The sequence below is a fragment of the Tateyamaria omphalii genome, assembly GCF_001969365.1.
GTDB classification, from domain to species: Bacteria; Pseudomonadota; Alphaproteobacteria; order Rhodobacterales; family Rhodobacteraceae; genus Tateyamaria; species Tateyamaria omphalii_A.
This window is the reverse complement of sequence record NZ_CP019315.1, coordinates 17,595-44,586: the sequence shown is the minus strand read 5'-3', so window position 1 is coordinate 44,586 and position 26,992 is coordinate 17,595. Positions and strand designations below refer to the sequence as shown.

Sequence of the window (26,992 nt, the reverse complement as noted above, 5' to 3'; positions counted from 1 at the left end):
CACGCCATGACCCATGTCACCCGCCCCACCCCCCAACGCGCTGTGATCATCGGGGCCGGCATCGCCGGTCTGGCCTGTGCCGCGCGGCTGCGGGCCACGGGCTATGCCGTGACACTGCTGGAACGGCACGGGGTCGTGGGCGGCAAAATCCGCACGATCCCCTCGCCCGCAGGCCCCATCGACGCGGGGCCAACGGTGCTGACCATGCGGCACGTCTTCGACGACCTCTTTGCCCAATTGGGCACCCGCGTCGAAGACCACGTGACCCTCATCAAACAGGACGAACTGGCCCGTCACTTCTGGCCCGACGGCAGCACACTCAGTCTCTACGCAGACGAAACACGCACCATCGACGCGCTGCGCAGCTTCGGCGGCGACACCGCCGTGACCGACTTCCTAAAATTCACCAGACGCACACGCCAGCTCTTCGCCGCCTTCGACGCACCGATGATGCAGGCCCCCGAACCAAAGCTGGCGGCACTCACGAAACACGTCCTGCGCCAACCGCACCTGATCCCGGCCATGGCGCCGCTCTCCACACTCAAAACCCTGCTCAAACGCAGCTTCCGCGACCCGCGCCTGCGGCAGCTCTTTGGCCGCTACGCCACTTACGTCGGCGGCAGCCCCACCCACGCCCCCGCGATCCTGTCGCTGATCTGGCAGGCCGAGGCGAACGGCGTCTGGGTGGTCGAGGGCGGAATGCACAAGCTGACCCAAGCGCTCGGCAAACTCCTTGATGCACACGGGGTCGAGACGCACACCAACGCCCACGTGGACCACATCGACGTCCAGGACGGCACCGTCCGCGCCGTCCACCTGGAAAACGGCACGCACATCCCCTGCGACGTCCTGATCCATGCAGGCGACCCACGGGCGCTCGCGACCGGCGCTCTCGGCCCAGACACGCGCCACATCGCCCCCCAAACGGCCAAGGCGAAACGCAGCTTCTCCGCCCGCGTCCTCAGCTTTGCCGCCACACCGCAGGGGCCAGACCTCGCCCATCACAACGTCTTCTTCGCGGCAGACGCCCACTCCGAATTCAATGACCTCATGGCGGGCCGCATCCCGGCCCAACCCAGCTTCTACATCTGCGCCCTCGATCGCGGCCACGGCACGCCACCGCCGCCGCTCGAACGCTTCGAAATCATCACAAACGCGCCCGCAACGGGCGACACAAACGCGCCCGCACCCGCGGACACCGCGACGGAGGACCTCTCCCCATGGCTTCATCAGATCACGCGCCAGATGGCGCAGCACGGGATCAGGTTCGCGCCGACCCCGGACACGACAACCATAACGACGCCCCAAGCGTTCGGGCAGATGTTCCCGGCAAGTCTGGGCGCGCTCTACGGCCAAACGCCCCACGGGCTGACAGCCGCGCTCCAGCGCCCCACCGCCCGGACGCAAATCCCGAACCTCTACCTGGCGGGGGGCGGGACGCACCCGGGGGCGGGTGTGCCGATGGCCACCCTCTCCGCCCGGCACGCGGCAGAGGCGATCTTGAGCGACCAAACTTCAACATCGAGGTCGGGCCAAACGGCTACGCATGGTGGTATGTCGACGGCCTGAGCGATTGCGGCACCCGCGCCGTATCGGTCATCGGCTTCATCGGCTCGGTCTTTTCGCCCTGGTATCGCTGGTCCGGGCGCAAGAACCCGCAAAACCACGTCTGCATCAACGTCGCCACCTACGGGCGCGGCGGCAGGTTCACCATGACGGACCGGGGCACATCAGCCCTGCGCCAAACGGCATCAAGGTTCGAGGTCGGCCCCTCCATGATGCGCTGGGAAGACGACACACTCGTCATCGACATCGACGAAATCTCCTCCCCGCCCCTCATCAGCCGGATCAAGGGGCAAATCCGGGTCATCCCCTCGGCCCTCACCAACGTCGAACTGGCACTGACCCCAGATGACAGCCACATCTGGCGCCCCTTCGCGCCGCGTTCACGCATAGACGTCGATATCGACCGCCCCGGCTGGCAATGGTCTGGCGAAGGATATTTCGACGCCAATTTCGGCACCCGCGCACTGGAGGAAGATTTCAGCTACTGGACCTGGGGCCGCTACCCCACGGGCGCCGGCGCCACCTGCTTCTACGACGCCACCCGGCTGGATGGCTCGGAACTTGCCGCCGGCTTCCAGTTCGACGCGGCAGGCAACGCCACCAGCATCCCCCTGCCGCCCAAGGCGCCCATCCGCCGCTCCCTCTGGGCGGTCAAACGCGAAACCCGCGGCGACGCAGGGGCCAAAGCGAAACAAGTCCAAAACATGCTCGACGCGCCCTTCTATTCCCGCTCGGCCATCGAAACGACACTCAATGGCGAACGGACCACAGGCGTGCACGAGGCCCTCGACCTCCGCCGCTTCCGCTCGCCCCTGATCAAGCCGATGCTGGCGGTGCGGGTGCCAAGACGCAGCAAATGGACGTTCTCGTAACCCGGTAGGGTGCGCATTCATTGCGCACCATGCGCTTGGAACGCCGCGTGAAAGGCTTGGAATACGTATTCGCGTTCCACAGCCAGCGTCCGACTTATTAAGGAATTCTTGAAATCACCGCGCAACATGGGCATGTCAGGGTAGAGAGGTGAGACATGACAAAAAGCGTCAAAATAACCACTGCCAAGTCCGACCGTTCTCGCGGGCAAACGCGCGTACCAAGCACCAAAGCGCCAGCCTCCGCCAGCACCGTCACCTTGCGCAGCGCCAAAACAGGTAGGTTCCTGGAGGGTGTCAATGTCATCTCGCGGCGGGATCGGGCTGGTTTGATCAAACTCGCAGACCGGTAGTGGCAGATCACTTCCGCGTCACGTTTGCAGACGTGATAACGGCGCATGACCACGCCCTGCGAAACGGCGGCGGTGTTCCAGGCATCAACAGCAAGGACCTGATCCACAGCGCCTTGGGACGACCCTACCAGGAATACGATGGGCAGGTTTTCTACCCCACGGTCATAGACAAGGCCGGGTGCCTTTTGCACGGCTTTCTGAACAACCACGGTTTCAAGGACGCGAACAAGCGCACCGCATGGATCGTGTGCAACGCGTTTCTTTACACCGAAATCCATGTGCTAATCCTGCCAGAGGATTATCCCTGGTACGATAAGTTGGCGCAGATGGTCGACGAACACTGGGATGTGCAGAGGGTCATTGCATGGGTCGAACACTACGCAAAATCATATGACAGCTACGAAGCCATGGTGGACGACGTATAAATCGGCTTGGGTGGAGGCGCGACCGTCCGCGAAATTATTGGACGACAAACCTGGCCAGCGCGAGGCTTCGTCCTGGACACACGGCAAGATCACTGTGATTTTCGCTGCTGTCGAATGGTTTGTCGCGGGTGTTTAAGACCCACAGACCGACACCCGGCTGTCCACTATGGTTTTCACACACCACCGACGACGTCACTCCGCCGCCACAGTCCCCTTCGCCGCCTCATCCCGGTTCAACCGCCAGACCTCGGCATTCAGGGCCGCCGCAATCGTGACCCAGATCAGGTATGGCACAAACAGCACCCCAGCGATCATATCCACCTGCCACAACGCCAGCATCGCGCTCAGCACCGTGACCCACAGAACACCGATAACGGCCATGCCCAACCGGATATTGCGCAGACCAAAGAACACCGGCGTCCACAACCCGTTGAACGCGATCTGCATTGCCCAAAACGCCATCGCGATTGCGTTGTCCTCTGCCATCGCCGCGCGGGCGCCCGCAATGGCCATACAAGCGTACAGCACCATCCATGTCACCGGAAACACCCAGTCGGGCGGCGTCCAGCTTGGCTTGTTCAGCGCCCGGTACCAAGGTCCGGGGGGGAACAGCCCACCGGTCACGCCCGCGCCAAGGCAGGCGGCAAAGAAAATGCAGAACAAAAGCCAAAACATGAGCGTCAGGTAGCGCGTGCGCGGGTCCCGATCAAGGTGGCGCGCTCGGACTGCCGTTTCGCCTCAAGGGCGGCCAGCGCTTCAAACAGGCTGTCGCTCCGGCTGGCGCGCGCGCCTTTGGCCGCCGCATCCACCAGAAACTGCACCTCGGGCAAGGGCTTGGCATAAAGCACTGCGGACTGCGGCATGACAGACGTTGTCGCGCTCGCCGCAACCGATTGCGCCAGCCACCCCAGCTTCTGCGCTTTGGACGTCCGCGCCCGGGCCGAGATGCTGTCATACCCCATCCCCGTCAGCCGCCCGCCAATGCCCGCATAGATAAACCGCGCCGCATAGATGCCGGGCCGACAGGACGCGGGTAACGCCCCGATCCCAGCCTCGGACCGGTAATAGAGCCGGTTCGCCTCCATCACGAGCCGCTTGACCATGGCCCGCACCGCCTTGGTCGGGCGCGGATCGGCAAAGAAGCTCTCGGGCGTCATCCCCGCCTCCTCCAGCCAGTCGGTCGGCAAATACAGGCGGCGCTCCAGCGCATCCTCACCCACGTCGCGGGCAATGTTTGTCAGCTGCATAGCCACGCCCAGATCACAGGCCCGCGCCAGCGCATCCGCATCGCGCACGCCCATCAGGACACACATCATGGCACCGACGGCCGACGCGACCCGCGCCGAGTACTCCTTCACGCCAGACAGCGTGGCATAGGTCCGCCCCTCGGCATCCCAGGCCAGCCCTTCCAGCAACGCATCGGGCAAGGCCCGTGGCATATCGAACTGCTCCACCACCGCGGCAAAGGCGCGGTCGGCGGCGGCATCCTTCGGCGTCCCGGCATAGACCAGATCCAACCGGTCCCGCAGCCGCAACACCGCCTCGACCTTCTCGGCCTTCAGATCGACCTCATCATCGGCCAATCGACAAAACGCATACAGCGCCAACGCCGGATCGCGCACGCTCTTGGGCAACAACTTCGACGCCGCATGAAACGACAGCGACCCATGGCGGATCGCCTCGGTGCAGGCCTCAAGGTCACGCGGATCCATCATACCACCGCATCCGGCACCAACTGCGCCAGAACCTCCGCCGTCGAAATCACCCCCGGCACGCCCGCGCCGGGATGGGTGCCAGCCCCCACCAGATACAGCCCCTCCGCCTCCTCACTCACGTTGTGAGGGCGGAACCAGGCCGACTGCAAAATCCGCGGCTCAATCGAGAATCCAGCCCCATGGGGCGACAGATACCGATCCCGAAACGTCTCGGGCGTAAACACCTGCTCGGTCGAAATTCTCGACCCTAACCCGGGCAAAAGCTGGTCCTCCAACACGGCCAGCACCTTCGCCTTATAGGCCTCGGCTTCCGTGCTCCAATCCACCCCGCCATGCCCCAGATGCGGCACCGGGCTCAGCACATAAAACGTATCATCCCCCTCCGGCGCGACCCCTGGGTCGGTGACCGACGGGCGATGCACATACAGGCTCATGTCATCCGACAGCTTGCCCTTCATAAAGATGTCGTGCAGCAACCCGGTATAGCGCGGCCCGTTCAGAATGGTGTGATGGCCCACATCAGCCCACTCACTCCGCGTCCCCTTCGTCCCGAAATACCAGACAAACAGGCTCATCGAATACCGCGTCCGCTTCAGCTTGGCCGGCGTCCACCGCTTCTTGGGGGCGGCCCGCATCAACCGATCATAGGTATGGCCTGCATCCGCATTGCTGACGACCACATCGGCGCCCAGCTCCAGCCCGGACTCAAGGCGCACGCCACGCACACGACCGCCTTCGACAACAATCTCGTCGACCGTGGTGTCCATCAAAAGCGTCCCGCCCTGATCCTCCACCACGTCGGCCATCTTGCGCGCCATGCCAGACAGCCCCCCATGGCATAATGCACGCCAAACTGCTTCTCCAGGTAGCTGACCAGAATATACATGCTGGTCACATGGGTCGGATCCCCGCCGATAAAGAGCGGGTGAAACGAAAACGCCATCCGCAACTTCTCATTGCGAAAGCGCCGCGCGGCATGGGCATAGACCGACCGATCCGCGCGCATCATCCCGAAGGTCGGCAACACCTTCACCAACTCCGAAAGCTGGTGCATGGACCGACGGCCCAGATCCTCAAAGCCAAACCAATACCGCTTCGCCGAATCCTCCAGAAACCGATCAAAGCCCGCCACATCGCGCGGCTCGATCTTGGCCACCTCTGCGCGCATCTTCTCGGTATCATGCTGGGCCACAAACTTGGTCCCATCCGGCCAGCGAATTTCATAGAACGGGTCCAGCGACCGCAGCTCTACATCATCCTCAAATGACCGACCGCAGGCCGCCCACAGCTCGCGATACAGCTGCGGCACGGTGACAATGGTCGGACCCAGATCAAACCGATGCCCGTCCTGCCAAATGGCAGACCCACGGCCCCCCGGCACGTCCAGCTTGTCGATGATGGTAACGGTATAACCCTTGGCGCCCAGGCGCATGGCAGCGGCCAAACCACCCAGACCCGCGCCAATCACAATGGCGCGGTTGCCCGTTCGGGCCTTCGATTCGATGGGATCAAGGCGTGTCATCTCTTTCAAACAATAGGAGTGTCTAGTTTGGTTGACAATTTCTTTTCCACCGATAGGCTAAAAGATGTGCCAATGGGCACGCTGCCAGTGCGAAAAAGATGAGCCAAACCACGACGATATCCTTCTTCCGCTTCCCGCGGTGGCGCGACCGGGCATGGGCGCTCACGATGATGGGCGGCGCACGTCTGGCCATGGCGCGCGTGCCCGACCTCGGCTTCTGGAAGCTCTGCGGCTCCGGCACGGGCGAAGGGTTCACACCGGTGCCCAACACCGCCGTCTACGCCATCCTCTGCACCTGGCCCGACGCGGGCACGGCCCGCCACCGCATCGCAGAAACGCGCATCTTCCAACGCTACCGCACCCGGGCCGCCGAACACTGGACGGTGTACCTGTCGCCCACATCAGCACGCGGCGCATGGAGCGGGCAAACCCCTTTTTCCCCTGTATCAGAGCCGCAAAACGGACCCCTCGCGGCCCTCACCCGCGCCACGATCAAACCCCGCATCCTGACAAAATTCTGGAACCGTGTCCCCGACATCTCCATCATGATCGGCAGCGATCCCAACGTGCTATTCAAGATCGGGATCGGTGAGGTGCCCATGCTCCACCAGGTCACCTTCTCCATCTGGCCAGGCGCCCACGAAATGGCGCAATTCGCCCGCCACAACGGCCCCCACGCCGAAGCGATCCAGGCCGTCCGCGACGGCGCATGGTTCCGCGAAGAGCTTTACGCCCGCTTCACCATCCTCGGCGACAGCGGCACGTGGGGCGGCACCAGCCCGCTCAAAGGACTACGCTTAGAATGACGAAAACCCCCTTCCCCTTCTCCGCCATCGTCGGGCAGGAGGATATGAAACAGGCCATGATCCTCACCGCCGTCGATCCCGGCATCGGTGGCGTTCTGGTCTTCGGCGACCGGGGCACTGGTAAATCCACCGCCGTGCGCGCGCTGGCCGCGCTCCTGCCCCCGATCACGGCTGTCCAGGGCTGCCCGATCAACGCCGAAACGCACGACGCGTGCCCCGATTGGGCAAATATAGAGACGAAAAAGACCCACAAGATCCCCACACCCGTCATCGACCTGCCCCTGGGTGCCACCGAAGACCGCGTGGTGGGTGCCCTCGACATCGAACGCGCCCTCACGCGCGGCGAAAAAGCGTTCGAACCGGGTCTCCTCGCCCGCGCCAATCGCGGCTACCTCTATATTGACGAGGTCAACCTGCTCGAGGATCACATCGTCGACCTCCTGCTCGACGTCGCCCAATCCGGCGAAAACGTGGTCGAACGCGAAGGGCTCAGCATCCGCCATCCCGCCCGTTTCGTGCTGGTGGGCAGCGGCAACCCAGAAGAGGGCGAGTTGCGCCCCCAACTGCTCGACCGCTTTGGCCTGTCTGTCGAAGTGCGCAGCCCGAACGACGTGGCCGAGCGCATCGAGGTCATCAAACGCCGCGACGCCTTTGAAAGTGACTTCGACACATTCATGGCGCACTACACCAAGGAAGACGCCAAGATCCGGCGCAAGATCCTCGCCGCCCGCAAGCTCCTACCCCAGATCGAGACGCCCGACGACATCTTGCACGACTGCGCCGAGCTGTGCATCGCATTGGGCAGCGACGGCTTGCGCGGCGAACTGACCCTGCTGCGCGCCGCCCGTGCGCTGGCCGCTTATGGCAAGAAAACGACCCTAACCCGGCAGCACTTGAAGCAAATCGCCCCCATCGCCCTGTCGCACCGCCTCCGCCGCGACCCGCTGGACGAGGCCGGCAGCACCACCCGCGTCACCCGCACGGTCGACGCCGTCCTCGCATGATGGGCCGGGCGGAGGACACCTCCGCCTTACGATTGACCCCACGCCGTCGGGCGGGGTTCACCCCGCCACGCAGCGCCACAACGGCCCGCAAAGGTGCGCATAAATGCACACCCTACATCGCCCGTAGGGTGCGCATTTACTGCGCACCGCCCACCAATGACACTCCATGACCACCGACACCTGGCATAACGCGGCCCTCGCGCTCAAACTCCTGGCCCTGGACCCGCAGGGCCTCGGCGGCGCCGTCATCCGCATGCGCGCCAGCCCCGACCGCGACGCCCTGCTGGCGGGCTTCACCCCTGCCCTGCCCATCCGCAAACTCCCCATCACCATCCCCGACGACCAACTCTTCGGCGGCATCGACCTCACAGCCACGCTTTCATCCGCGCAACTCATTGAAAATAAATCTTTTTTCAATGATCCCGTCATTGCCCAGATCCCCATGGCCGAACGCTGCCCCCCAGCCCTCGCCGCCAAGCTCGCCCAAGCCGCAGATCAGTCTCTAACACAGGGATTTTTACTCATTGACGAAGGGATCGAGCCCGATGAACGCGCCCCCGATCCCCTCGCCGACCGCTGCGCCTTCCACCTCGCACCCGAGGGGCGAAACCCACTTGTCCCCGCGGGGACAAACTCATCTGTCCCCGCGGGGACACTCGTAAAAACCGCCGACGCCATCCTCCAGCTGACACTGCTCGCCACCCGCTTCGGCATAACGTCCTTGCGCGCTCCAACCCTCGCCCTGCGCACTGCCCGCGCGCACGCCCAACTCATGGGCCGCGACCATCTCACAGACACCGACCTCGAGATCGCCGCCACCCTCGTCTACCCCCACCGTGCCACGCTCATTCCCGAAGACCCGGAAGACCGGCAAAGCCCCCCTCCCCCGCGGGAGTCCGAAGACTGTCCCCGCGGGGACACCCAGGAAAACGATGCGATTCCCGATGCCGATATGCTGGTCGACGCGGTCAAATCGGCACTCCCCCCCGACCTGCTGAACGGACTTGTCCCCGCGGGGACAACCCGGAAATCCGGCGGCGCAGGCGCCGGTCAAAAGCGCACCAGCAACCGCCGCGGCCGCCCCCTGCCCTCGCGGCCCGGACGGCTCGACGGCACCTCGCGCATCGACCTGATCTCAACCCTCCGCGCCGCAGCCCCCTGGCAACCCTTGCGCCGCCAGCAGCAACCGGACCGCAGGGGCCTCCTCATCCGGCCCTCCGACATCCGCCTCAAACGCTACGCCGAACAATCCGACCGCCTTCTGATCTTTGCCGTCGACGCCTCCGGCTCTGCCGCCATGTCGCGTCTGAACGAGGCGAAGGGCGCCATCGAGCTCCTATTGGCTGATGCCTACGCCAGCCGCGACCACGTCGCCCTGATCGCCTTCCGAGGCACCGAAGCCGAAACGCTCCTGCCCCCCACCCGCTCACTCGTCCAAACCAAGCGTCGCCTCTCCGCCCTGCCCGGCGGCGGCGGCACACCGCTCGCCTCCGGCCTGCAACACGCGCTCCTGCTCGCCCAGCAAAGCAAGGGCAAGGGCCTCACCCCGACCGTTATCCTGATCACAGACGGACGCGCCAACATCGCATTAGACGGCACCGCAAACCGCGCCCAAGCCGCAGATGACGCAACCGCCATGGCAACCGCGCTTCGCGCGTCCAAAACGGCCGCGCTAGTGATCGACATGTCCAACCGCCCGCAACGGGCTTTACAAGACCTCAGCCACGCCCTCGACGCGCCTTATGTGGCCTTGCCAAGGGCGGATGCGCAGCGTCTAAGTGGTGCCGTGACGTCGGCGTTGGATGGCTGAAACATGGACTGGTCCCAGATCAAAAACTGGCCCAATGCGGAACTGTCCCGGCGGGGACAGGGGCCGGTCCACCGGTGGCACATCCAGGAAGCGGGCGCCGGAAAGACCGTGCTCATGCTGCATGGCGCGGGCGGCTCGACCCATTCCTACCGCGACCTCATCCCAACTCTGGCTGGCAGCTTCCGCGTGATTGCTCTGGATCTGCCGGGACACGGCTTCACGCAGCTGGGCGCACGACATCGGTGTGGGCTGGATGCAATGGCACAGGACGTTCAACGGCTCTGCGATCAGGAAGGCTGGGCACCGGATGCGATCATTGGCCACTCGGCAGGCGGCGCGGTGGCCCTGCGGCTTGCGGAAAGCGATTTGTCCCCGCGGGGACAAACGCCACTTGTGATCGGGATCAATGCGGCGACGGAGCAGTTCAAGGGCGTTGCCGGACTGCTATTTCCGGTGATGGCAAAGGCGCTGGCCGCCGTTCCCTTTACCGCCTCGTTGTTCTCGGGCGCGTCAGCCAATCCGGAGCGGATCAAAGCGCTGATCGGGTCGACAGGCTCTGACCTGGATGCCGAAGGCCTCGACCTGTATCGCCGCCTGGTTGGCGATCGGAACCATGTAGACGGCACGCTTTTGATGATGGCGCAGTGGCGGCTGGATCCATTGCTCGCGCGGCTGCCGGACCACCCGGCGCAGGTGCATCTGCTTGTGGGGGACAAGGACACGACCGTGCCGCCGACGGTGTCGCGGAATGCAGCGACGCGCATGCGCGATGCCACGGTGCATCTGCTGGAGGGCCTCGGGCATCTGGCACATGAGGAGCGACCGGTAGAAACCGCCGCGCTGATCCGTGACATCATCCGGGATGGGTTGCGATAGCGATCTGTCCCCGCGGGGACAACGTGATCCTGCACACAAAAAAGCCCGCCGGATTGGCGGGCTTTTCCGTTTGTCCCCGCGGGGACAGATTACAGATCCAGCTGTTCCAGAAGAGCGCGCACCGCGGCTTCAAGCTTGCGGGGATCGACGGCGCCGAAGTCGCGGTTCATCTGCAATTCGATCTTGCCCTTGGCGCCGATGACCTTGACCGCGCCGGACTTGCGATTCAGCTTGATTGTGGTTTTGGACGACGTGGAGGGCGCGGCCTGTTCTCCGGCCGGCTTCGGTGCAACGGCCTTGTTCAACACCGCCAGTTCTGCGACGGCATCCGTGGGCTTTTGATGCTCAAGCAGGACGTTGAGTTGTTGAGCGGTGCGCGGCTGTTCCTCGAGCGCCTTGATCAGTTTCAGGCCAAGCGCGCGCGGGATCGCTTCGGGGAACTGAAGACGTGCGCCCAGCTTGTCCATCAAGAGACTGAAACTGCCTATGTAGTGACGCTTTTGCCGCCCGGCGGACGCAAAGAGAACGGCGATGGCGTCGTTCAATTCGAGGTCCATCTGGCGGGCGTAACTGGACGCGAGCTGGCCCATTTCGGCAAAGGAGATGTCGCGCCGCACCATGTTTTCGTCGACCATGCGGCGGTAGAGTTTTTCGAGCGCTTCGCCCTTGGCCACCAGCACGGCAGGGATCGCTGAATACTTCTCATCCCCGGTCTCTTCGTAGAGCGATTTATAGGCGCTGAGGCGGCGGAAGCCCTGGATCAACTCGTAGCCTTCGCCGGTGTCTTCGACCTGGATCGGATTCGACAGGCCAAGATCGCGGATCGACGTCTTGAGCTCTTCGAGGTCGGGGTCGCGATTGGTACTGCGATCGCGCGTGAGTTTCTGCATCGCGACGTCCCCGAGGGGAACGCGGGCGACGATGGCGCCGTCCCTTTTTAGAGACACATATTCGTGGGCAAGCCGGTCATTTTCGGCGCGGATTTCTGCTTCGGCAGAGTGTCGTTCTGTGAGTGCATCGGCATTTTCCGAAATGGCGGCGGCCATGGGGCCGCGGCGGGTTTCGGACGCTGGTTGAGGCGGTGTTTCTGCCTCGGGGCCGGGGCCTGCATCGGGTTCGAAGTCAATGTCGAATACGCGGCGCTTGCTCATGCCTCATCCTCCAATTGGTCCCAGGCTGTTCCCAGGTTCGTTTTGAATTCTTCGTACGCCCGGTCAAAAGAGGCGCGGGCGCGGCGCCAGGTTTCGCGGGTCATGTCTCGGTAATCTATTTCGTAGATACTGCTCAGGAATCGCCCGGATTGTTCGACGGCGCGGGTCATTTCGATGGGGTGTTCACAGACGCGGTCGCCGAACACTTTTTGGAATGCACCCTGCATCGCGCGGTGCAATTCGTTGCCGGGCTCGTACCGGGTGAGCAGGAAGCGCAGGTCAAGGAACGTCTTTGGCAAGGTCATTGTCCCCGCGGGGACAAGTCCGTTGAAGCGCGACAGATCTTCGAGTGCTTCGGACAGTTGGCCGATAAAGGATGTGGTCGAATCGTATTCCCAGTAGCCGGGGCCGGAGGGAATATAGAGCACGTCGGCGGCGAAGACCGCGTTCATGGACTGGTAGCCGATGGCGGGCGGGCAATCGAAGAGGATGAGGTCGTAGGTGTCGGGCGCGATCTGGTCGAGAAAGCGCGAGACCGCGGCGAAAAAGGACCATTCCGGGTTGATGTGCCGGTATTGGGCGGAGGCAAATTCGACAAAGGCGGCGTTGGCGCAGGACGGCACGATGTCGATGGTGGGCCAGTTCGTCGGCTTGATGAAGTCGCTGGCGCGCAGGTCGTTGAGGCCCATGTCGGTGATCGCCGCCGGTAACTTGCGCTGGGGCAGGGCGGTGCCCGATTCCGCGCCTCGGATGGCGGAGTTCATGCGGTCGGTTTCATGGCCCAAGTCGCGGGCCATGATGCCCCAGACGGTGTATTCCTCGGCCACATCGCTGAGGCCCATGGAGTGGCTGAGCGTGGCCTGCGGGTCGAAGTCGACACACAGCACGCGGTAGCCATCCAATGCTGCGGCGTGGGCGAAGTGCAGCGCGGTTGTGGATTTGCCCGCCCCCCCTTTGAAGTTGGCGATGGCGGCGCGGATGGCGCGTTTGTTCGCGGGGCGGTAGGGCATCATCGACTTGCGATTGACCTTGATGCGGCGGCGCAGCTCGTTGATCTCGTCGAGGGAGTACCAGCGTTGGCGGCCGTCTTCTTCGACCGTGCCTTGGGGCAGGGACGGATCGGCGGCGAGGCGACCGCGGAGGGTGCTTTGGTTCGCTTTGAAAACAAGTTCTGCCACCTCCCAGCTTGAGAAGCGGCGGAGGGTCTTTTCGCTTTCGGGCGAGTAGGTTTGCTGGCGGATAAAGCCCTGCATCTTGAGGGATTGCGCCTGGAGTTGGGCGAGGTCTGTGTGCGTGAACATGCGCGGCCTGTTGATGTGTCCCCGCGGGGACAGATGGTTTCTTGCCCCTGCCGGGGCGGCTTGTGTGTCCCCGCTGGGACGCTCATTCTGCTCAGTTCCTGATTTACGCTGATTTTGCAGAAAAAGCAAAAGGGGAATAAAGTTGTCCCCGCGGGGACAGAGTGGGCCTGGCGTTAAGGATATGGTGAGATTGCTTGTGATTCTGTGACCAGAGCGTGCGGTGGGGCAGGAGGCCAGATTTTGGGGGACAGGTTTTGGTTCGCCGCTACCTATTGGGTGACAGAAGTGCCGAAATGGGGGACAGCCAGTGTGTCCCCCAATACCATATCTACCTGTTTTTCTTTTGATTTGGGTTTGGGTCAGCGAGGTTATCCACATCGGCCCTTGACAGAATCGCAGCCAAGGACGCAAATCAGGAGCAGAGGCGGAAAAGCGGCCAGAACCGCGGGGAAACCCACCGTTGGCAGGTGTTGTTCGGGGCAGTCCGGACCATTCAATGAAAATGAGGGCAGGGATGCAAACGCTGAGGCCGGTGGGCCGGGGCGCGTCTGCGCGCAAATACGATATTCTGACAGCCTTGGGCGCGTTCGCGCTGGCGCAGGGCAAGCATGAGCAGCGGCGGGTGCTGCGGCTGATGACGCTTGTGACGGCGCGCTACAATTGGGCGCGGGACGAATTGGCCGTGGGGCAGCGCGAGATTGCGCGGCTGTGGTCTGTTGATGAGCGCACCGTGAAGCGGGAGATGGCGCTGTTGCGTGCGCGCGGCTGGTTGGTGATCAAGCGGCAGGGTGCGCGGGGGCGTGTGTCTGAGCACGGGCTGGATCTGGAGCGGGTGTTGGCAGATACGGAGGCGTATTGGGCCGCCGTGGGGCCGGATTTTGAGTTGCGTATGGGCACGCAGGAGGACGAGGCGCCAAAGGTCGTGTCCTTGCCTGTGAAGGGGGCCGTGGCCGCGCCAGATGTGTCCAGGGGGACGGAATGGTCGCTGGCGCAGGCTGTGCTGCACGGCGAGGATGCGGGTTTGTACGCGTCCTGGATTGCAGGGTTGGAGCGTGTCGAGCGGGCCGGGGGCCGGTTGACCCTGCGCGCACCATCACGGTTTCACGGGGCCTATGTGCAGACGCATCTGGAGCGGCGTGTGTTGGCCGCGTGCCGTGAGGTGGATGGGGATGTGAGTGAGGTGCGGATCATTGTCTGAGTTCGTAGATCATTTGCGGCTGATGGCGCGGTACAATGCGTGGCAGAACGCATCTCTTGTGGCGGCGGCGGACGGTTTGAGCGATGCAGCGCGTTGGCAGGCGCGGGGAGCGTTTTTCGGCTCTATTGCTAGGACTTTCAATCATTTGCTTTGGGACGATGCGTTGTGGCTGGCCCGGTTTGATGGGGATGAGCGGCCTGAGATGCGCGTGCCGGTGTCTTTGGAGACCCCAAGCGATTGGGATGCGTTCAAGGCGCTGCGAGGTGCGCGGGATGCGGAGGTGTCGGCCTGGGCAGAGGGGCTGTCGGTGGCTGATCTCGACGGTGTGATTTCCTGGTATCCCGGTGGTGGCGATGTGCGCGTTGAAAAACAGGCGCCGGTATGTTTTGCGCATTTGTTCAACCATCAGACCCATCATCGGGGGCAGATCCATGGGATGTTGACGGCAGCCGGGGCTGTGCCGGAGCCGACGGATTTGCCGATGTTGGGGTAGGACGCTGTGCCCCCTTGATTTGAACTTGGTTCCTGTTGATGTTTCCCGCCCGAATGGTCAGTTTGCACGTATCGCTGCGGCTGCGAAAAGCCGTCAGGGTTGAGGTGATTGCGGTTCGTGACGCGGCATGTGTTCGGGCTGCCGAGTGGCCCGGAGAAAATACGGCACTGGGGACGCATCATGGCCGATATCATCCTTGCCACGAGCCTGCTTTGGCCTGAACCCATCAGTGATGCGCCGTTGCGGCATGCGCTGTTGGCAGCTGGCCACTCATCCGCATCGGTGCCTTGGAATGGTGACAATCAGCCGCCATTCTACAGCGCGGATTTGGTCGTGTTGCGGTCGTGTTGGGACTATTACAAAGCGCCGCGGACATTCCTGGACTGGCTGGATCGTCTTGAGGTGGATAGTGTCCCGGTGCGCAATCGCTTGCCATTGGTGCGCTGGAATTTCGACAAGTCCTATCTGATTGAATTGCGCGAGGCAGGTTTCAACGTGCCTGAAACCAGATTGGTTGATCCCACAGACCACGTGGCGATCCGCTCGATCATGGCAGAAGAGGGTTGGCGCAAAGCAGTCCGAAAACCGGTATCAGGACAGACGGGTCATTTTGTTGATGTTCTTGATGTCGCTGATTTCGAGGATTGGCCAGCCAGCATCATGCCAACCGAACGCGCCTTGCTGCAAGAGTTTGAGGAGGATGTAGCCGTGCTGGGAGAAACGCTGCTGTATTTCTTCAATGGGCGGTTTTCTTACGCTGTGCAACGGTTGCCTGAACCCCAGATGGGTCTGACGCGGATCGAGGTTTCAGTGCCCGAAGAGGTCGTGAGGCAAGCCGCAGCGATCGTGTCGTCAGTGGACCCTCTACCGCTTTATGCGCGCATTGATGGTTTGATCCGCGGAAACACGTTCAAGCTGATGGAATTGGAGTTGATCGAACCCAGCTTTGCGTTCGAGGCAGCGCCTGACAAAGCCAATGAATTTGCCCGGGCCATCGAACGGGAGTTGTCCTGAGACCTGCCGGCCTGACCGATGCCTTAGATCGGCGCGACCTCGCGCAGCCATTGGTAGAGCCAGGTTTCGGACAGGCGTTGGCTGCCGTCAGTGATGTGGGCGGTCAGTTCGATCAGGTCGTGATCGCCGCCGTCGATGTCGATGAAGAGCCTCCAGGTGGGGTGCGCGGCGTCTTCGACCTTGTGCAGGACGTGGCCCATGATCTGACCCGCGGAATGGGTGATGACGGGGGTGAGGTCGGTGTCCTTGTCCATGGCGCCGAGTGCGCCGCCTTCGAAGTCGATGACGAATTTGCGTAAGGCGGGGTTTTCGAGCGGGACGCCCGAGGGGCCGCCGACGCCTGCGAGCGTGCCCTTGACCCAAGCCAGGGGGCCGGAGGGGGGCAGGGCGCCCCAGTGCATGCGCCAGGCGTAGGTGCGCGTCTCGCCCGCCTGGGGGGCGTTTTTTGGCACCCAGAAGGCGACGATGTTGTCGTCAATCTCCAGCTCCGCCGGGATTTCGACCAGCCGGACGGTGCCGGGGCCCCAGTCGTTCAGCGGTTCCACCATCACCGAGGGGCGGTCGTGGTAGCGGGCGCCTGCGTCCAGGTAATCCTCGTACCTGCGATCCCGCTGGATCAGGCCGAATTGGGCCATTTGCGGTTCGTTGAAATAGGAGCTTGAGACTCGGTGCGGGTTGTTGAGCGGGCGGAAGAGCGTGTTGCCGTCCTTGCGGATGATTTGCAGCCCCTCGCTGTCGTGGACCTGGGGGCGGAAGTCGTCGAAGTCGCGGTCGGTGTGTTCGGCGAAGTAGAACATTGACGTGAGCGGGCCGAGGCCCAGCTGCGGGACGCGGTCGCGAAAGTAGAGCGTCGCTTCGACATCCATTGTGGTGTCGTCGCCGGGGGTGATCGTGATCTGGTAGGCGCCCGTGAGCGAGGCGCTGTCGAGGGCGGCATAGAGCGTGAGGGACGTGTCGGTGGCGCGGGGTTTTTCGAGCCAGAATGCGGAGAAGCGCGGGAACTCTTCGGGGCCTTGCAGCCAGGTGTTGATGGCGAGCCCGCGGGCCGAGAGGCCGTAGCTGTTGCCCCGCCCGAGCGCGCGGAAGTAGCTGGCGCCGAGGAAGGTCACGACCTCGTCAAACTTATCAGGGCGGTTGAGCGGATAGGTGAGTTTCAGCCCCGCGATGCCCGGCAGTTCGGCGTCGGCCGGCACGCGGTCGCCCACGTCGTTGCGGTATTCGAAATTGTCGGTTGAGAAGGTGACGGGGCGGGCGATGCCGCCGTCAACCTCGTGGATCTGCACCGGGTCCTTGAACAACCATCCGGGGTGGAAGGGCGAGACGTGGAAGGGCAGGGGGTGTCCGACCATCGCGCGGCTTGGGGCCGAAAATAGATGTTGCGGTAATCGTCGTAGGTGAGGTTCTGCAGGAAGCTGTCGAGCGGTGGGGGCGGTGTGTCGGGTTGCGCTGCGCGCGCCTGCATCTGTGCCTTGAGGCCGTCGAAGGAGAAGGGCTGGACGCTGTTCTGCGCGATGGCTGTGCGCGGCAGGGCGACACCGGCCAGAAGCGTGGCAAGCGCGCTGCGGCGGGTCATTGCGGCGGTCAGAGGCATGTCGGGTCTTTCTTGGACAGTCACGCGGGTCGGAACCAGAGATGGGCTGTCCGTGCGGCGCCGTCCAGTGCCTGTGCCTTCACATTTAAGCTGGGGCGGGTAAGTTGGGTCGGGGCGGACCTGGTACGAAAAAGGCCACCGGGAGGGTCCGGTGGCCTGATCCATGTGACTGACGTGACGTGCGCTTAGCTGCCTTCGTCGGTCGCCGCTTCGGGGTTGGTCGCGATGGAAGCAAGGTAGGCGTAAAGGTTCACGGCGTCCTCTTCCTTGCGGACCTTGTAGGTCATTTTCGAGCGGCCGTTGTCGTCGGTGATTTCGCGCAGGTAGCCCGTGGGATCCTGCACGTAGACCACGAAGACCTCTTCGTTGATCACAACGTCCATTTCGGAAGCAAGTTGGTTGATGTCGGAATAGCGGAAATCTTCAACCATGCCGAATTTGCCGCCGATGATGCCGTAGAGGTTCGGGCCAGTCTTGGCGTTGCGGCCTGCGAGCGTGTCGCCGGCTTCGTTCTGGACGACGTGGCACGAGATGCATTGGCGGAATGCTTTTTCCCCTTCGGCGACGTCGCCCGTCGCGGTGAGGTCAACCGAGTGGCCTTCGGCGAATGCGGGCACGGCCAGCGTGGCAGTTGCGGCTGCGATGGCGAGAGTGCGGAACATGTGGGTCTCCTTCCTGAGTTCTTGAGACAGAACGTAGTGGGTTGGCGGTCAAGTCAACAGTAACTTTGACTTGATCCTGTCATGGGCGGGAATTGTGTGTGTCTTTTCCCCGTTCACGCGACCGCATGGGCAATAGCGCACTGTTTCCATAGGTCTTTCAGCGCCATGACCAGATGTTCGATGTCGTCCGTGCTGTGCAGGGGCGAGGGGGTGAACCGCAGCCGTTCGGTGCCCTTGGGGACCGTGGGGTAGTTGATGGGTTGGACGTAGATTCCGTATTGCTGCATCAGGTAATCCGACAGCATGCGGCACTTGACCGGGTCCTTGATCATCACGGGGATGATGTGGCTGGGGTTGTCCATGTGGGGGATCCCCTCCTGGTCCAGCCGCTTGCGCAGGTAGGCGACGCGCTGGCGTTGGGCGATCCGTTCCTGATCCGACTGTTTGAGGTGCCGGATGGAGGTGCGGGCCGCAGCCGCGACGGCCGGGGGCAGGGCGGTGGTGAAGATAAAGCCCGACGCGAAGGACCGGATGAAGTCGCAAAGCGCTTCGGAGCCGGTCACGTAGCCGCCGACGACGCCGTAGGCTTTGCCGAGCGTGCCCTCGATCAGGGTGATGCGGTCCATCAGCCCCAACTCCTCGGCCACGCCGCCGCCGCGGGGGCCGTACATGCCGACCGCGTGCACTTCGTCTATATAGCTCATCGCGCCATGCTTTTCGCAGACGTCGAGGATTTCGGCGATCGGGGCGATGTCGCCGTCCATTGAGTAGACGGATTCGAAGGCCACGATCTTGGGGGCGTTGGCGGGCAGGGCGGCCAGCTTGCGGTCGAGGTCTTCGGGGTCGTTGTGTTTCCAGATCACCTTGGAGGCCCGTGAGTGGCGGATGCCTTCGATCATGCTGGCGTGGTTCAACTCGTCCGAGAGGATCACCGCGTCGGGGAGGCGGGAGCCCAGCGTGCTGAGTGCTGCCCAGTTCGAGACGTAGCCGGAGGTGAAGAGCAGCGCGCTTTCCTTGCCATGCAGGTCGGCAAGCTCGGCTTCGAGCAGCTTGTGGGCGTGGTTTGTGCCGCTGATGTTGCGCGTGCCGCCTGCGCCCGCGCCGTAGAGGTCCACGGCGTCCTTCATCGACTGGATGACGCTTTCGTGCTGGCCCATGCCCAGATAGTCGTTCGAGCACCACACCGTCACTTCGTCGGGAGAGTCGTTGTCATGGCATTTCGCGCGGGGGAAGGCCCCGGCCTGGCGTTCCAGCTCTGCGAATATGCGGTAGTTTCCCTCGTCCTTCAGCGCGTCGATTTGGCTTTGGAACAATACATCAAAGTCCATGATGTCCCCCTTGTGGTGTGGTGTTCTTGGTTGGTTTGGGCGCAGGCAGCATCCAGCGCCAGAGCCGTTCGTCGGGGATGGGAAGGACCATCACCCAGTGTTCGAGGGCCGCGAGGGCCGTGAGGGCCGTCAGGAGCGCAAAGCCCGTGATCGCGCCCGCTGTTTCGGCCGCATAGAGCCGTTCGAGCCAGCAGGCCGCGGCGAAGGTGAGGGCCGTGACCGAGATCGGGAAGAGCCAGTTCATGTTTGCGATGCGGAAGTGGCTGGGCAGGTGTGCCAAAGCTTCCGGCAGGAAGTCGACATTGATGCGGGGGACGCCGAAAAAGAGGTTCAGCTTGGCCGAGATGCGGGCGAAGAACAGCACCGCGAAGGTGTAGAAGGCAAACGGGTTGGGCGCGTGCCAGAGGGCGAGGCCCAGAGCGATCAGTGTGCCCGCCAGCAGTATCTCGTGATAGGCGAGCGTTCCCCAGGCGCGGATGAACCGTTCCCATTCGGGGCGGTGGGGCGGCAGCGCGCGGCGGTTTGGGCCAGTGATGACGCCGGTGAGGAAGGCCAGTTCGATCCAGCCCCAGAGGGCGAGCGCCGACAGGAAGGCCACGTAGATGCCCATGATGTCGGTTTGGGTCATGGACCAGAATGTGCCGTAGGCGCCCAAGCCCATGAGCGGCAGGGCGGCCCATGTGGTGGTGCGCCGCGCCCGTTCGCCTGCGCGGTCGGCGTATTTGACCGCCATCAGGATGGTGCCGGTGGAGAACCACCAGATGAAAAGGGCGATGAGGGCGGCGATCCAGGGGGTCATTGCTGTGCCCCCCGGATGTGTCGCTGGGGGCGCTGCCCCCACGCCTGCGGCGTTCCCCCGGCATATTTCCGGAACAATGAAGCCGGGGGAGGTTATGCCGAATGGCGTGGCTCAATAGGCTGGCTCCAGCCGGGTGGAGGCAGGTACGACGTGTTTTTTGGCCGGGATCGTGTAGAGCGACACGAAGGCTGTCGCCGCACGGATCTGTGCGCCGATTTTCTTCAGGCCTTTCGCCTCTGCCATGTCCACATTGGCCTTTTGCAGACGTTCCAGCCCGCGCTGCCAGCGGGGGTGGTCGATGTCGAGCGTGATCGGGAAGATCTGTTCGCTGAGTTTCGAGGTCTTGGTGAACACCTCGTGCGCGTACCAGTCGGGATCGACGCCGAGCGCCTTGTGGAACGCGGGGCGCTGGTGGTCGCGCACGTACATCGTGGCGTAGACCGCTGTGAGGAAGAACTTGATCCAGTAGACGTTGATGCCGCTGGTGAGTTTCGGGTCCGTCTTCATCAGCAGGGCGAAGGCTTCGCCGTGCGAGAACTCGTCATTGCACCATTCCTCGAACCACTTGAAGATCGGGTGGAAACGGTGTTCGGGGTGCGCCTGGAGGTGCCGGAAGATGGTGATATAGCGGGCGTAGCCGATCTTTTCCGAGAGATACGTGGCGTAGTAGATGAATTTGGGCCGGAAGTAGGTGTATTTCTTTTTCTGCGTCAGGAAGCCGAGGTTCACGCGCAGCCCGGCCTCGCGCAGGGCGTCGTTGATGAAGCCCGCGTGGCGTGCCTCGTCCCGTGCCATGAGCTGGAAGAGCTGCGTGATGTCCTTGTTCGCGCCGCGCCGCTTCATTTCCTTGTAGAGCACGCAGCCGGAAAACTCTGCGGTGCAGGAGGAGATCAGGAAGTCGATGAACTCCTTTTTCAACTCCGGCTCCATCCCGTCCCAGTCGACGTGATCCCAGTCTTCGTTTTTCTTGAAATGCCCTTTGTTCGGGTCGCTTTCCATCTGGTCGATCAGCTTGTCCCAGTCCTCGCGGACCGAACTGACGTCGATGGCGTCCAGCTCATCAAAATCGGTGGTGTAGAAGCGCGGCGTGAGCAGGGTGTTCTGCATCGCGGTTTCGGTGGCAAACTCGGACGTGAATTTTTCGTCCTGAGCCTGGGCGATGGCCAGCCCTTCTTCCACGCTTGTGGCGTCTGCAGTGTGCTTTTCGGTGTTTTGAACGTTCATAGCGTCACCTCTTCGGAGAAGGAGAATTCGCAGAGTTCCATGACTTCGAAATCGCCTGTGAGGCGGGTCCAGAGCCGTTCGAGGGCGGAGGCGCGCACGATCACGGCCTCGCGGTCTTCGGTCACGATTTCACCGAAGGGGGCCATGATTTCGGGCCCCTGCACCTGCACTTCGTCACCGGGATAGATCACGGCGCCGTTGTTGAACCGCACATGCGCGTGCAGGCTTTCGAATTTGTGGCTGATTTCAACCGTGCACGGGGCACGTTCAACGTCCTTTGTCAGTAGTCCCATGAGGTGGCTTCCTTTCTGGGTCAGGGTTTGCTCAGCAACCTGGCGAAGGTGCGGAGATTGTCGGCGCCGAAGCCCATAAGCTCGGCTGACCAGTTGGTTTCGGGGTCGTAGATCGACAGGCGGTTGCCCTCGCGCAGGCGCAGGATGACGGGGGCGGAGGCGTCGGCCCCCGATTTGCCCCGTTCGCGGGCGATGACGCGTTCGATGCCAGCGACAAAGCCGCCCTTGTCGGATGGGAAGTCGGCGAGGATCGAGCCGTTCAGGTCCATCACCCGCGCGGCTCCCGAGGCGTCGCCGGACAGGTATATGGCCCGTTCGGCGATGATCGGCGTCTGGGCCGGTGTGCTTTCCAGCGGGCGGTTCGTGAGTGTGGCGATGGTGACGAGCGACAGCACGATCAGCAGCAGAGCCAGGACCGCGCGGATCAGGACGCGGGGGACAAGCTCGTCTTCCTTGGCGTGGATGCGGGGGTGTTCGGCGTTGGACATCTGCTTACTCCGCCGCGACCGCGTCGCCGGGGGCGATCCGCGTGATCTGTGGTGTGCTGATCCGCGCCTCTGCCGCGTCGGCGAGAATGCGGGCCACGCGTTCGGCATTGGGGATGCAGCGCAATGCGGGCTGGGTGTTGCCGAAGGTCCAGGGCCGGGCGTGGGGCCAGAGCACGAGGTAGCTGAGCTTGGTCTCTCCGGTCGTGTCGAGCGCGATGGTGCCCGTGCCGTTCTTGCGCAAGTCAAGTGCGGCGTTGCCGAGTTCGCGGTAGGGCAGGTTGATCGTGAGTGTCAGTGCCGCCCCGATCCGCATCGCAATCCGCGATGTGGTGATCGTGTACATCGTTGCCCGCGCCTGGATCAGCGCAATGCCGTAGAGCAGCAGCCAGGCCACCGCGCCCATGAGGAAGAAGGGGAGCGTGGCCCCGATCGCTTGCCCGATCGGCATCAGGTCGATCACCGAGATGAACCGCCACGCGGCCAGGACCACGAAATAGCCCATCACCCAGTTGATGTTGAGCGCGTCCCGGGCGAGCGCGCTGGTATCTGGCCTGCCTTGCCACAGGATTTGTTCACCCTCGGGGGGGCTTCGGGGAGCCCTTGGATCGGCTCGACTGCGAAATCGTCATGGGACATGGCGCACATTCCCTTTCTTTCGGTTGCGGATGACGGGGCGCACCGCGCGGCGCGCCCCGCGGTTCATCAAAGCTGTGGCTCTTGCCGCGCGCTGTCGGCGTAGAGGACACCGCCGCCGTAGTAGCCGCTGATCTTCTCTTCCTCGAGCATGGTCACCTGCGTGCTGCTGGCGTGCTGCGGCACGGTGGCGAAATGCTTGCCATAGAGCGTGCGCACCACGACGCGGTCGGATTTGATCCGCGCGAGCGTCAGCGGCACCAGGCGGTTGCCCGTGCCCCATTTGGCATCCAGCGTGTATTCAAGGTAGCGGACCAGCTGTTCCGGCTCGTCGATCCACATGTCGACGACCTTGCCCACGACCTCGCCATCGCCGGACATGAGCGGCAGACCGCGCGGGTCGCGGCCCGTGGCAAAGCGGAAGGCTTCGTTGGCGGACATCGGCACGATCTTGGGGTGCCCGTGGCCGTCCAGTTCCGGCACGTCGCGGCGCGGCGCCCAGGAGGCCGGGCCAACACCGTCCAGCATCGGGTCGCCCGTGGGTTCCAGCGGGTAACCGTTGCCGGGGCCGGAGCGTTTCATCGGGATGTCCGCGCGTTCGGGCACCTGGCCCGAAGGAACGGTCACAGAGCCACGCCCGTGGGGCAGGTCGAACGTCTTGTCTTCGGGCAGGGGCCACATGGAGGGGTTCGAGGATTTGTTCCCGTCGTCATCCTCGAGCGGGTAGCCTTCGCGCATGTTTTCGCGCTGGATCCAGACCACGAGGCCGAAGAAGAAGAAGTAGAACAACCAGAGCGACAGGGACGCGAGGTCGAATTCGCCAAAGAATGTTTCGGTCATGACAGGTGTCCTTTCCAACGGGCGGTCATGTGGGGAAATCCGCCAGCCCAAGTGGCTGTGCGTCCTTCCGTTCGGTGAGGGGACCCGAAGTGCGCACAAGCGGTCCCAGGATGGCGAGAGTGACGAACAAAAGGCCAATCTCAACGTGATAGACGAAAGAGTATCCGGTGGCGGGCGTGGCGAGGCCTTCGCCCCAGGCACCCGACATGGCAATGGTGCCAATCCAGTCGCGCAGCGTCCCGCCGAGGGCGATGGCGACGCCTGCGGCCGTGGCCTGCGCTGCACCCCAGGCCCCGAGGGCAAGGCCGCGCCCGGCGACCCCCTTGGCCGGCATGGCCATGGCGGCAGTGAGGGTTGAGACGGCAAACAGACCACCGCCAAAGCCGATGAGCGTGGCTCCTGCGTAGAACAGGATGTTGGCCTGCATTGGCGCCGCAAAGATCACGAGGCTGAAGGCCCAGATCCCGGCGAGGATGCCCGCGCCTGCGAGGCGGTACGAGTTGGATCCCCTGGCCAGGCGCCGCCCAGCCCAAAGGAAGCCACAAAGTGCCCCGGCGGCCCAGAGCGCAGTGAGAAGCGTTGTGGCCGATACCGACAGGCCGAGGATCTCGCCGCCATATGGTTCGAGCAGCACGTCCTGCATGTTGAAGGCCATGGTGCCCACAAAGACGCAGGCCAGGAGCCGCCCGGCCTGTCCGCCCTGTGCGTAATCCGCCCAGGCGTCGCGAAAGAGCGGACGGGGTGCGGCCCGCTCTTCACGGCTCATGGGGTTGACGCTTTCCTGTTTCCAGAGTGCGATGAAGGTGAGGACGGCGCCGACCACGGCGGACCCCTGGACCACGCGGATCAGTGTCAAACTGCTGTAATTGCTTAGTAATCCGCCGATGATCAGGGCCGAGATGCCCATGCCGACAAGGAACATCACATAAAGCATCGCCACCACGCGGGGGCGCGTTTCGTCCGTGGCCCGGTCGCTGGCGAGGGCCAGCCCGGCGGTCTGTGTCATGTGGATGCCGAGCCCGGTCATGAGGAAGGCGAGGCCCGCCAGCACTTCGCCCGCGAAGGGCACCTTGATCACCGTGTCGCCCGACAGGACCAGCAGGGCGAAGGGCATGATGGCCAGCCCGCCAAACTGCCACAGCGCGCCAAACCAGATGTAGGGGATGCGCTTCCACCCTATGGCGGAGCGGTAGGTGTCCGACCGAAAGCCAAGAAGCGCGCGGAAGGGGGCCGACAGCACGGGCAGCGCGATCATGATCGCCACGATCATCGCAGGCACGGACAGTTCCACGATCATCACGCGGTTCAGCGTGCCGAGCAGCATGACCGAGGCCATACCGACCGACACCTGGAACAGCGACAGGCGCAGAAGCTGGCCCATGGGCAGGTCGTCCGACGCCGCGTCGGCAAAGGGCAGCGCCTTGAGCGAGAGATGCTTGAGCGCGCTCATGGGCGCAGCTCCATCGCTTCGGAGATATAGAAGCCGGAGGTGATCCGGTCGACGGGGCGCAAGAGGCGGCGTGTGCCTGCGGCCTTGGCGGCCAGCGCCAGTTTCGGGTGCGCGTGGGGGATCATCACGGGCGAGCGGTCGGAGCGGGGGAACGCCTTGCCCGCGTACCACATCGCCATGAGGGCAGGTGTGCGCGGGGCCACGGTGAAGATGATTGGACCGCTGACGCGCGGTTCGAGTTTTGCCAGCGCGTCGCCGATGTCGGGGGCGGTGTAGTAGATCAGGCTGTCCATCGCGATGACGGCGTCGAAATTTCCAAGCGCAGGGTCCAGCATATCGCCCGCGTGGAAGGTCACCTGCTTTTGCAGGTCATGCGGCAGGCGCAGTTGCGCGATGTCGATCAGTTGGGGCGAGATGTCGGCGGCCATGACCTGTGCCCCGCGTTTGGCCAGTTCGATGGTCGCCATGCCGGGTCCGCAGCCTGCATCCAGCACCCGCGCGCCGCGCAGGTCATCGGGCAGGCGGCTGAGCATGAGGTCACGCATCCGCTCCCGTCCCGCGCGCACGGTTTCCCGAATGCGCGACACCGGCGCGTCCGACGTCAGGCGCTCCCATGTCTGGGTCGCCGTGCGGTCGAAATAGTCTTCGACGCGGGCGCGGGTTTGGTCATATGCCTGCATCAATCAAATCCAAGCAGTTCAAAGATGTCGCGGTCTTCCATTGGGGCGGGGGCCAGCCCCTCAGTCCCGTTCCAGAGGGTTTCGGCAAGGCGGATGTATTCCGCGCGGCAGCGCACGATATCTTCCTCGTCATCCATCTCGAACAGGGTCTTTTTCTTCAGGCGCGAGCGGCGGATGGCGTCCACGTCAGGCATATGCGCGATGCGGTTGAAGCCGACGGTGTCGCAGTAGCGGTCGACCTCGTTCGTCTCGCGCGAGCGGTTGGCGACGCAGCCCGCAAGCCGCACCTTGTAGTTCTTCGACTTGGCCTGCACCGCGGCGATGATGCGGTTCATGGCGTATATGCTGTCGAAATCATTGGCCGTGACGATCAGCGCGCGGTCAGCATGTTGCAGCGGGGCGGCAAAGCCGCCGCAGACCACGTCGCCCAGCACGTCAAAGATCACCACGTCGGTTTCTTCCAGCAGGTGGTGCTGCTTGAGCAGCTTGACGGTCTGGCCGACCACATAGCCGCCGCAGCCTGTGCCCGCGGGCGGGCCGCCCGCCTCGACACACATCACTCCGTTGTAGCCGGTGGACACGAAATCTTCGGGGCGCAGCTCTTCGGGGTGAAAATCGACCTCTTTCAGGATGTCGATGACGGTGGGTTGCAGGTGGCCGGTCAGCGTAAAGGTGCTGTCATGCTTCGGATCGCACCCGATCTGCAGCACGCGTTTGCCCAGGTTGGAAAAGGCCGCCGACAGGTTCGACGAGGTCGTCGACTTGCCGATCCCGCCCTTGCCGTAGACGGAAAAGACCTTGGCCCCCTCGATCTTGGCATCTTCGTCCTGGTGCACCTGCACCGACCCTTCGCCATCCTGACCACGCAGAACGGGTGGGTTTCTGTCGAGTGGGCTCATCT

At 63.5% G+C, this 26,992-nt stretch carries 26 protein-coding genes and 2 pseudogenes; 10 read left to right on the top strand and 18 right to left on the bottom strand.

All coding sequences use genetic code 11. The annotated features are described in order from the left end of the window. Positions 1-6: 6 nt before the first annotated feature. The 3 genes from crtD (at position 7) to BWR18_RS20240 (ending at position 3,213) form a co-directional block, all read left to right on the top strand. On the top strand, positions 7-1,569 hold the full coding sequence (gene crtD / locus BWR18_RS20250; RefSeq protein ID WP_076630656.1) for a 1-hydroxycarotenoid 3,4-desaturase CrtD: 1,563 nt from the start codon (positions 7-9) through the stop codon (positions 1,567-1,569). Then, the gene (gene crtC / locus BWR18_RS20245; protein WP_076630689.1) at positions 1,566-2,438 is read left to right on the top strand and encodes a carotenoid 1,2-hydratase; all 873 of its coding nucleotides are present in this window, start codon (positions 1,566-1,568) and stop codon (positions 2,436-2,438) included. The genes crtD and crtC overlap by 4 nt, the downstream gene beginning before the upstream one ends. 349 nt (positions 2,439-2,787) lie before the next feature. Continuing rightward, positions 2,788-3,213 carry a type II toxin-antitoxin system death-on-curing family toxin gene (locus tag BWR18_RS20240; RefSeq protein ID WP_076630655.1) on the top strand — a complete coding sequence of 142 codons (426 nt, stop codon included), beginning with the start codon at positions 2,788-2,790 and terminating at the stop codon, positions 3,211-3,213. A 192-nt stretch (positions 3,214-3,405) separates the two neighbouring features. On the opposite strand, the gene tspO is transcribed toward BWR18_RS20240, so the two are convergent. From tspO to BWR18_RS20225, 3 genes and pseudogenes are all read right to left on the bottom strand, one after another. After that, positions 3,406-3,888, bottom strand: a complete 483-nt coding sequence (tspO, locus tag BWR18_RS20235) for a tryptophan-rich sensory protein TspO (protein WP_076630654.1) — start codon at positions 3,886-3,888, stop codon at positions 3,406-3,408. Positions 3,889-3,893: 5 nt separating this feature from the next. Continuing rightward, on the bottom strand, positions 3,894-4,928 hold the full coding sequence (gene crtB, locus BWR18_RS20230) for a 15-cis-phytoene synthase (protein ID WP_076630653.1): 1,035 nt from the start codon (positions 4,926-4,928) through the stop codon (positions 3,894-3,896). Then, a pseudogene (locus tag BWR18_RS20225) lies at positions 4,925-6,450 on the bottom strand (phytoene desaturase). Before BWR18_RS20225 ends, crtB begins: the two are co-directional and overlap by 4 nt. A gap of 98 nt (positions 6,451-6,548) precedes the next feature. On the opposite strand from BWR18_RS20225, the gene crtA reads away from it, so the two are divergent. The 4 genes from crtA to bchO all read left to right on the top strand — a co-directional run bounded on the left by crtA (position 6,549) and on the right by bchO (position 10,946). Beyond that, positions 6,549-7,256: a spheroidene monooxygenase gene (gene crtA / locus BWR18_RS20220; protein WP_076630652.1), complete on the top strand. Its 708-nt coding sequence runs from the start codon at positions 6,549-6,551 to the stop codon at positions 7,254-7,256. Then, positions 7,253-8,260: a magnesium chelatase ATPase subunit I gene (gene bchI, locus BWR18_RS20215; RefSeq protein WP_076630651.1), complete on the top strand. Its 1,008-nt coding sequence runs from the start codon at positions 7,253-7,255 to the stop codon at positions 8,258-8,260. Before crtA ends, bchI begins: the two co-directional genes overlap by 4 nt. 166 nt (positions 8,261-8,426) lie before the next feature. Further along, on the top strand, positions 8,427-10,070 hold the full coding sequence (locus BWR18_RS20210; RefSeq protein WP_076630650.1) for a magnesium chelatase subunit D: 1,644 nt from the start codon (positions 8,427-8,429) through the stop codon (positions 10,068-10,070). Between the two features lie 3 nt (positions 10,071-10,073). Then, positions 10,074-10,946: an alpha/beta fold hydrolase BchO gene (gene bchO, locus BWR18_RS20205; RefSeq protein WP_076630649.1), complete on the top strand. Its 873-nt coding sequence runs from the start codon at positions 10,074-10,076 to the stop codon at positions 10,944-10,946. A gap of 89 nt (positions 10,947-11,035) precedes the next feature. Here bchO and BWR18_RS20200 read toward each other — a convergent pair whose 3' ends face one another. Continuing rightward, the gene (locus BWR18_RS20200) at positions 11,036-12,097 is read right to left on the bottom strand and encodes a ParB/RepB/Spo0J family partition protein (protein ID WP_076630648.1); all 1,062 of its coding nucleotides are present in this window, start codon (positions 12,095-12,097) and stop codon (positions 11,036-11,038) included. Beyond that, the gene (locus tag BWR18_RS20195; protein ID WP_076630647.1) at positions 12,094-13,398 is read right to left on the bottom strand and encodes an AAA family ATPase; all 1,305 of its coding nucleotides are present in this window, start codon (positions 13,396-13,398) and stop codon (positions 12,094-12,096) included. Before BWR18_RS20195 ends, BWR18_RS20200 begins: the two co-directional genes overlap by 4 nt. 514 nt (positions 13,399-13,912) lie before the next feature. Here BWR18_RS20195 and BWR18_RS20190 point away from each other — a divergent pair. The 3 genes from BWR18_RS20190 (at position 13,913) to BWR18_RS20180 (ending at position 16,103) form a co-directional block, all read left to right on the top strand. Next, on the top strand, positions 13,913-14,596 hold the full coding sequence (locus BWR18_RS20190) for a hypothetical protein (protein WP_076630646.1): 684 nt from the start codon (positions 13,913-13,915) through the stop codon (positions 14,594-14,596). 22 nt (positions 14,597-14,618) lie between these two features. Beyond that, entirely contained in the window at positions 14,619-15,089 is a 471-nt protein-coding gene (locus BWR18_RS20185; RefSeq protein ID WP_076630645.1) for a DinB family protein, read from the top strand. A gap of 180 nt (positions 15,090-15,269) precedes the next feature. Then, positions 15,270-16,103 carry an ATP-grasp domain-containing protein gene (locus BWR18_RS20180; RefSeq protein WP_076630644.1) on the top strand — a complete coding sequence of 278 codons (834 nt, stop codon included), beginning with the start codon at positions 15,270-15,272 and terminating at the stop codon, positions 16,101-16,103. A gap of 23 nt (positions 16,104-16,126) precedes the next feature. Here BWR18_RS20180 and BWR18_RS20175 read toward each other — a convergent pair whose 3' ends face one another. The 13 genes and pseudogenes from BWR18_RS20175 to bchL form a co-directional block, all read right to left on the bottom strand. Continuing rightward, positions 16,127-17,452 carry a glucan biosynthesis protein gene (locus tag BWR18_RS20175; RefSeq protein WP_254685016.1) on the bottom strand — a complete coding sequence of 442 codons (1,326 nt, stop codon included), beginning with the start codon at positions 17,450-17,452 and terminating at the stop codon, positions 16,127-16,129. A 68-nt stretch (positions 17,453-17,520) separates the two neighbouring features. After that, positions 17,521-17,565: pseudogene (locus BWR18_RS22515) on the bottom strand (hypothetical protein); the annotation flags it as partial. A gap of 314 nt (positions 17,566-17,879) precedes the next feature. Further along, on the bottom strand, positions 17,880-18,356 hold the full coding sequence (locus tag BWR18_RS20170; RefSeq protein ID WP_076630643.1) for a c-type cytochrome: 477 nt from the start codon (positions 18,354-18,356) through the stop codon (positions 17,880-17,882). A gap of 113 nt (positions 18,357-18,469) precedes the next feature. Beyond that, entirely contained in the window at positions 18,470-19,684 is a 1,215-nt protein-coding gene (gene hemA, locus BWR18_RS20165; protein ID WP_076630642.1) for a 5-aminolevulinate synthase, read from the bottom strand. Next, a complete protein-coding gene (gene puhE / locus BWR18_RS20160) occupies positions 19,674-20,483 on the bottom strand; it encodes a putative photosynthetic complex assembly protein PuhE (protein ID WP_076630641.1) in 810 nt (269 codons plus the stop codon). The genes hemA and puhE overlap by 11 nt, the downstream gene beginning before the upstream one ends. 111 nt (positions 20,484-20,594) lie before the next feature. Then, on the bottom strand, positions 20,595-21,707 hold the full coding sequence (gene acsF / locus BWR18_RS20155) for a magnesium-protoporphyrin IX monomethyl ester (oxidative) cyclase (protein WP_076630640.1): 1,113 nt from the start codon (positions 21,705-21,707) through the stop codon (positions 20,595-20,597). Next, positions 21,704-22,000 (bottom strand): hypothetical protein, encoded by a 297-nt coding sequence (locus BWR18_RS20150; protein WP_076630639.1) that lies wholly within the window; start codon positions 21,998-22,000, stop codon positions 21,704-21,706. Before BWR18_RS20150 ends, acsF begins: the two co-directional genes overlap by 4 nt. Positions 22,001-22,020: 20 nt before the next feature. Further along, positions 22,021-22,488, bottom strand: coding sequence for a photosynthetic complex assembly protein PuhC (puhC, locus tag BWR18_RS20145; protein WP_076630638.1), 468 nt, complete (start codon positions 22,486-22,488; stop codon positions 22,021-22,023). A 4-nt stretch (positions 22,489-22,492) separates the two neighbouring features. Next, on the bottom strand, positions 22,493-23,053 hold the full coding sequence (gene puhB, locus BWR18_RS20140) for a photosynthetic complex putative assembly protein PuhB (RefSeq protein ID WP_368073658.1): 561 nt from the start codon (positions 23,051-23,053) through the stop codon (positions 22,493-22,495). Between the two features lie 137 nt (positions 23,054-23,190). Beyond that, positions 23,191-23,961: a photosynthetic reaction center subunit H gene (puhA, locus tag BWR18_RS20135; protein WP_076630637.1), complete on the bottom strand. Its 771-nt coding sequence runs from the start codon at positions 23,959-23,961 to the stop codon at positions 23,191-23,193. 25 nt (positions 23,962-23,986) lie between these two features. After that, positions 23,987-25,411, bottom strand: a complete 1,425-nt coding sequence (locus BWR18_RS20130; protein WP_076630636.1) for a PucC family protein — start codon at positions 25,409-25,411, stop codon at positions 23,987-23,989. Next, the gene (gene bchM, locus BWR18_RS20125; protein WP_076630635.1) at positions 25,408-26,091 is read right to left on the bottom strand and encodes a magnesium protoporphyrin IX methyltransferase; all 684 of its coding nucleotides are present in this window, start codon (positions 26,089-26,091) and stop codon (positions 25,408-25,410) included. Before bchM ends, BWR18_RS20130 begins: the two co-directional genes overlap by 4 nt. Continuing rightward, positions 26,091-26,990 carry a ferredoxin:protochlorophyllide reductase (ATP-dependent) iron-sulfur ATP-binding protein gene (bchL, locus tag BWR18_RS20120; RefSeq protein ID WP_076630634.1) on the bottom strand — a complete coding sequence of 300 codons (900 nt, stop codon included), beginning with the start codon at positions 26,988-26,990 and terminating at the stop codon, positions 26,091-26,093. Before bchL ends, bchM begins: the two co-directional genes overlap by 1 nt. Between the last annotated feature and the right edge of the window lie 2 nt (positions 26,991-26,992).

Excerpts from the sequence above, each read along its gene's own strand:
- crtD (WP_076630656.1), top strand. The coding sequence starts at position 7 with ATGACCCATGTCACCCGCCCCACCCCCCAACGCGCTGTGATCATCGGG.
- tspO (WP_076630654.1), bottom strand. The coding sequence starts at position 3,888 with ATGTTTTGGCTTTTGTTCTGCATTTTCTTTGCCGCCTGCCTTGGCGCG.
- crtB (WP_076630653.1), bottom strand. The coding sequence starts at position 4,928 with ATGATGGATCCGCGTGACCTTGAGGCCTGCACCGAGGCGATCCGCCAT.
- crtA (WP_076630652.1), top strand. The coding sequence starts at position 6,549 with ATGAGCCAAACCACGACGATATCCTTCTTCCGCTTCCCGCGGTGGCGC.
- bchI (WP_076630651.1), top strand. The coding sequence starts at position 7,253 with ATGACGAAAACCCCCTTCCCCTTCTCCGCCATCGTCGGGCAGGAGGAT.
- BWR18_RS20210 (WP_076630650.1), top strand. The coding sequence starts at position 8,427 with ATGACCACCGACACCTGGCATAACGCGGCCCTCGCGCTCAAACTCCTG.
- bchO (WP_076630649.1), top strand. The coding sequence starts at position 10,074 with ATGGACTGGTCCCAGATCAAAAACTGGCCCAATGCGGAACTGTCCCGG.
- BWR18_RS20200 (WP_076630648.1), bottom strand. The coding sequence starts at position 12,097 with ATGAGCAAGCGCCGCGTATTCGACATTGACTTCGAACCCGATGCAGGC.
- BWR18_RS20195 (WP_076630647.1), bottom strand. The coding sequence starts at position 13,398 with ATGTTCACGCACACAGACCTCGCCCAACTCCAGGCGCAATCCCTCAAG.
- BWR18_RS20190 (WP_076630646.1), top strand. The coding sequence starts at position 13,913 with ATGCAAACGCTGAGGCCGGTGGGCCGGGGCGCGTCTGCGCGCAAATAC.
- BWR18_RS20185 (WP_076630645.1), top strand. The coding sequence starts at position 14,619 with ATGGCGCGGTACAATGCGTGGCAGAACGCATCTCTTGTGGCGGCGGCG.
- BWR18_RS20180 (WP_076630644.1), top strand. The coding sequence starts at position 15,270 with ATGGCCGATATCATCCTTGCCACGAGCCTGCTTTGGCCTGAACCCATC.
- BWR18_RS20175 (WP_254685016.1), bottom strand. The coding sequence starts at position 17,452 with ATGGTCGGACACCCCCTGCCCTTCCACGTCTCGCCCTTCCACCCCGGA.
- BWR18_RS20170 (WP_076630643.1), bottom strand. The coding sequence starts at position 18,356 with ATGTTCCGCACTCTCGCCATCGCAGCCGCAACTGCCACGCTGGCCGTG.
- hemA (WP_076630642.1), bottom strand. The coding sequence starts at position 19,684 with ATGGACTTTGATGTATTGTTCCAAAGCCAAATCGACGCGCTGAAGGAC.
- puhE (WP_076630641.1), bottom strand. The coding sequence starts at position 20,483 with ATGACCCCCTGGATCGCCGCCCTCATCGCCCTTTTCATCTGGTGGTTC.
- acsF (WP_076630640.1), bottom strand. The coding sequence starts at position 21,707 with ATGAACGTTCAAAACACCGAAAAGCACACTGCAGACGCCACAAGCGTG.
- BWR18_RS20150 (WP_076630639.1), bottom strand. The coding sequence starts at position 22,000 with ATGGGACTACTGACAAAGGACGTTGAACGTGCCCCGTGCACGGTTGAA.
- puhC (WP_076630638.1), bottom strand. The coding sequence starts at position 22,488 with ATGTCCAACGCCGAACACCCCCGCATCCACGCCAAGGAAGACGAGCTT.
- puhA (WP_076630637.1), bottom strand. The coding sequence starts at position 23,961 with ATGACCGAAACATTCTTTGGCGAATTCGACCTCGCGTCCCTGTCGCTC.
- BWR18_RS20130 (WP_076630636.1), bottom strand. The coding sequence starts at position 25,411 with ATGAGCGCGCTCAAGCATCTCTCGCTCAAGGCGCTGCCCTTTGCCGAC.
- bchM (WP_076630635.1), bottom strand. The coding sequence starts at position 26,091 with ATGCAGGCATATGACCAAACCCGCGCCCGCGTCGAAGACTATTTCGAC.
- bchL (WP_076630634.1), bottom strand. The coding sequence starts at position 26,990 with ATGAGCCCACTCGACAGAAACCCACCCGTTCTGCGTGGTCAGGATGGC.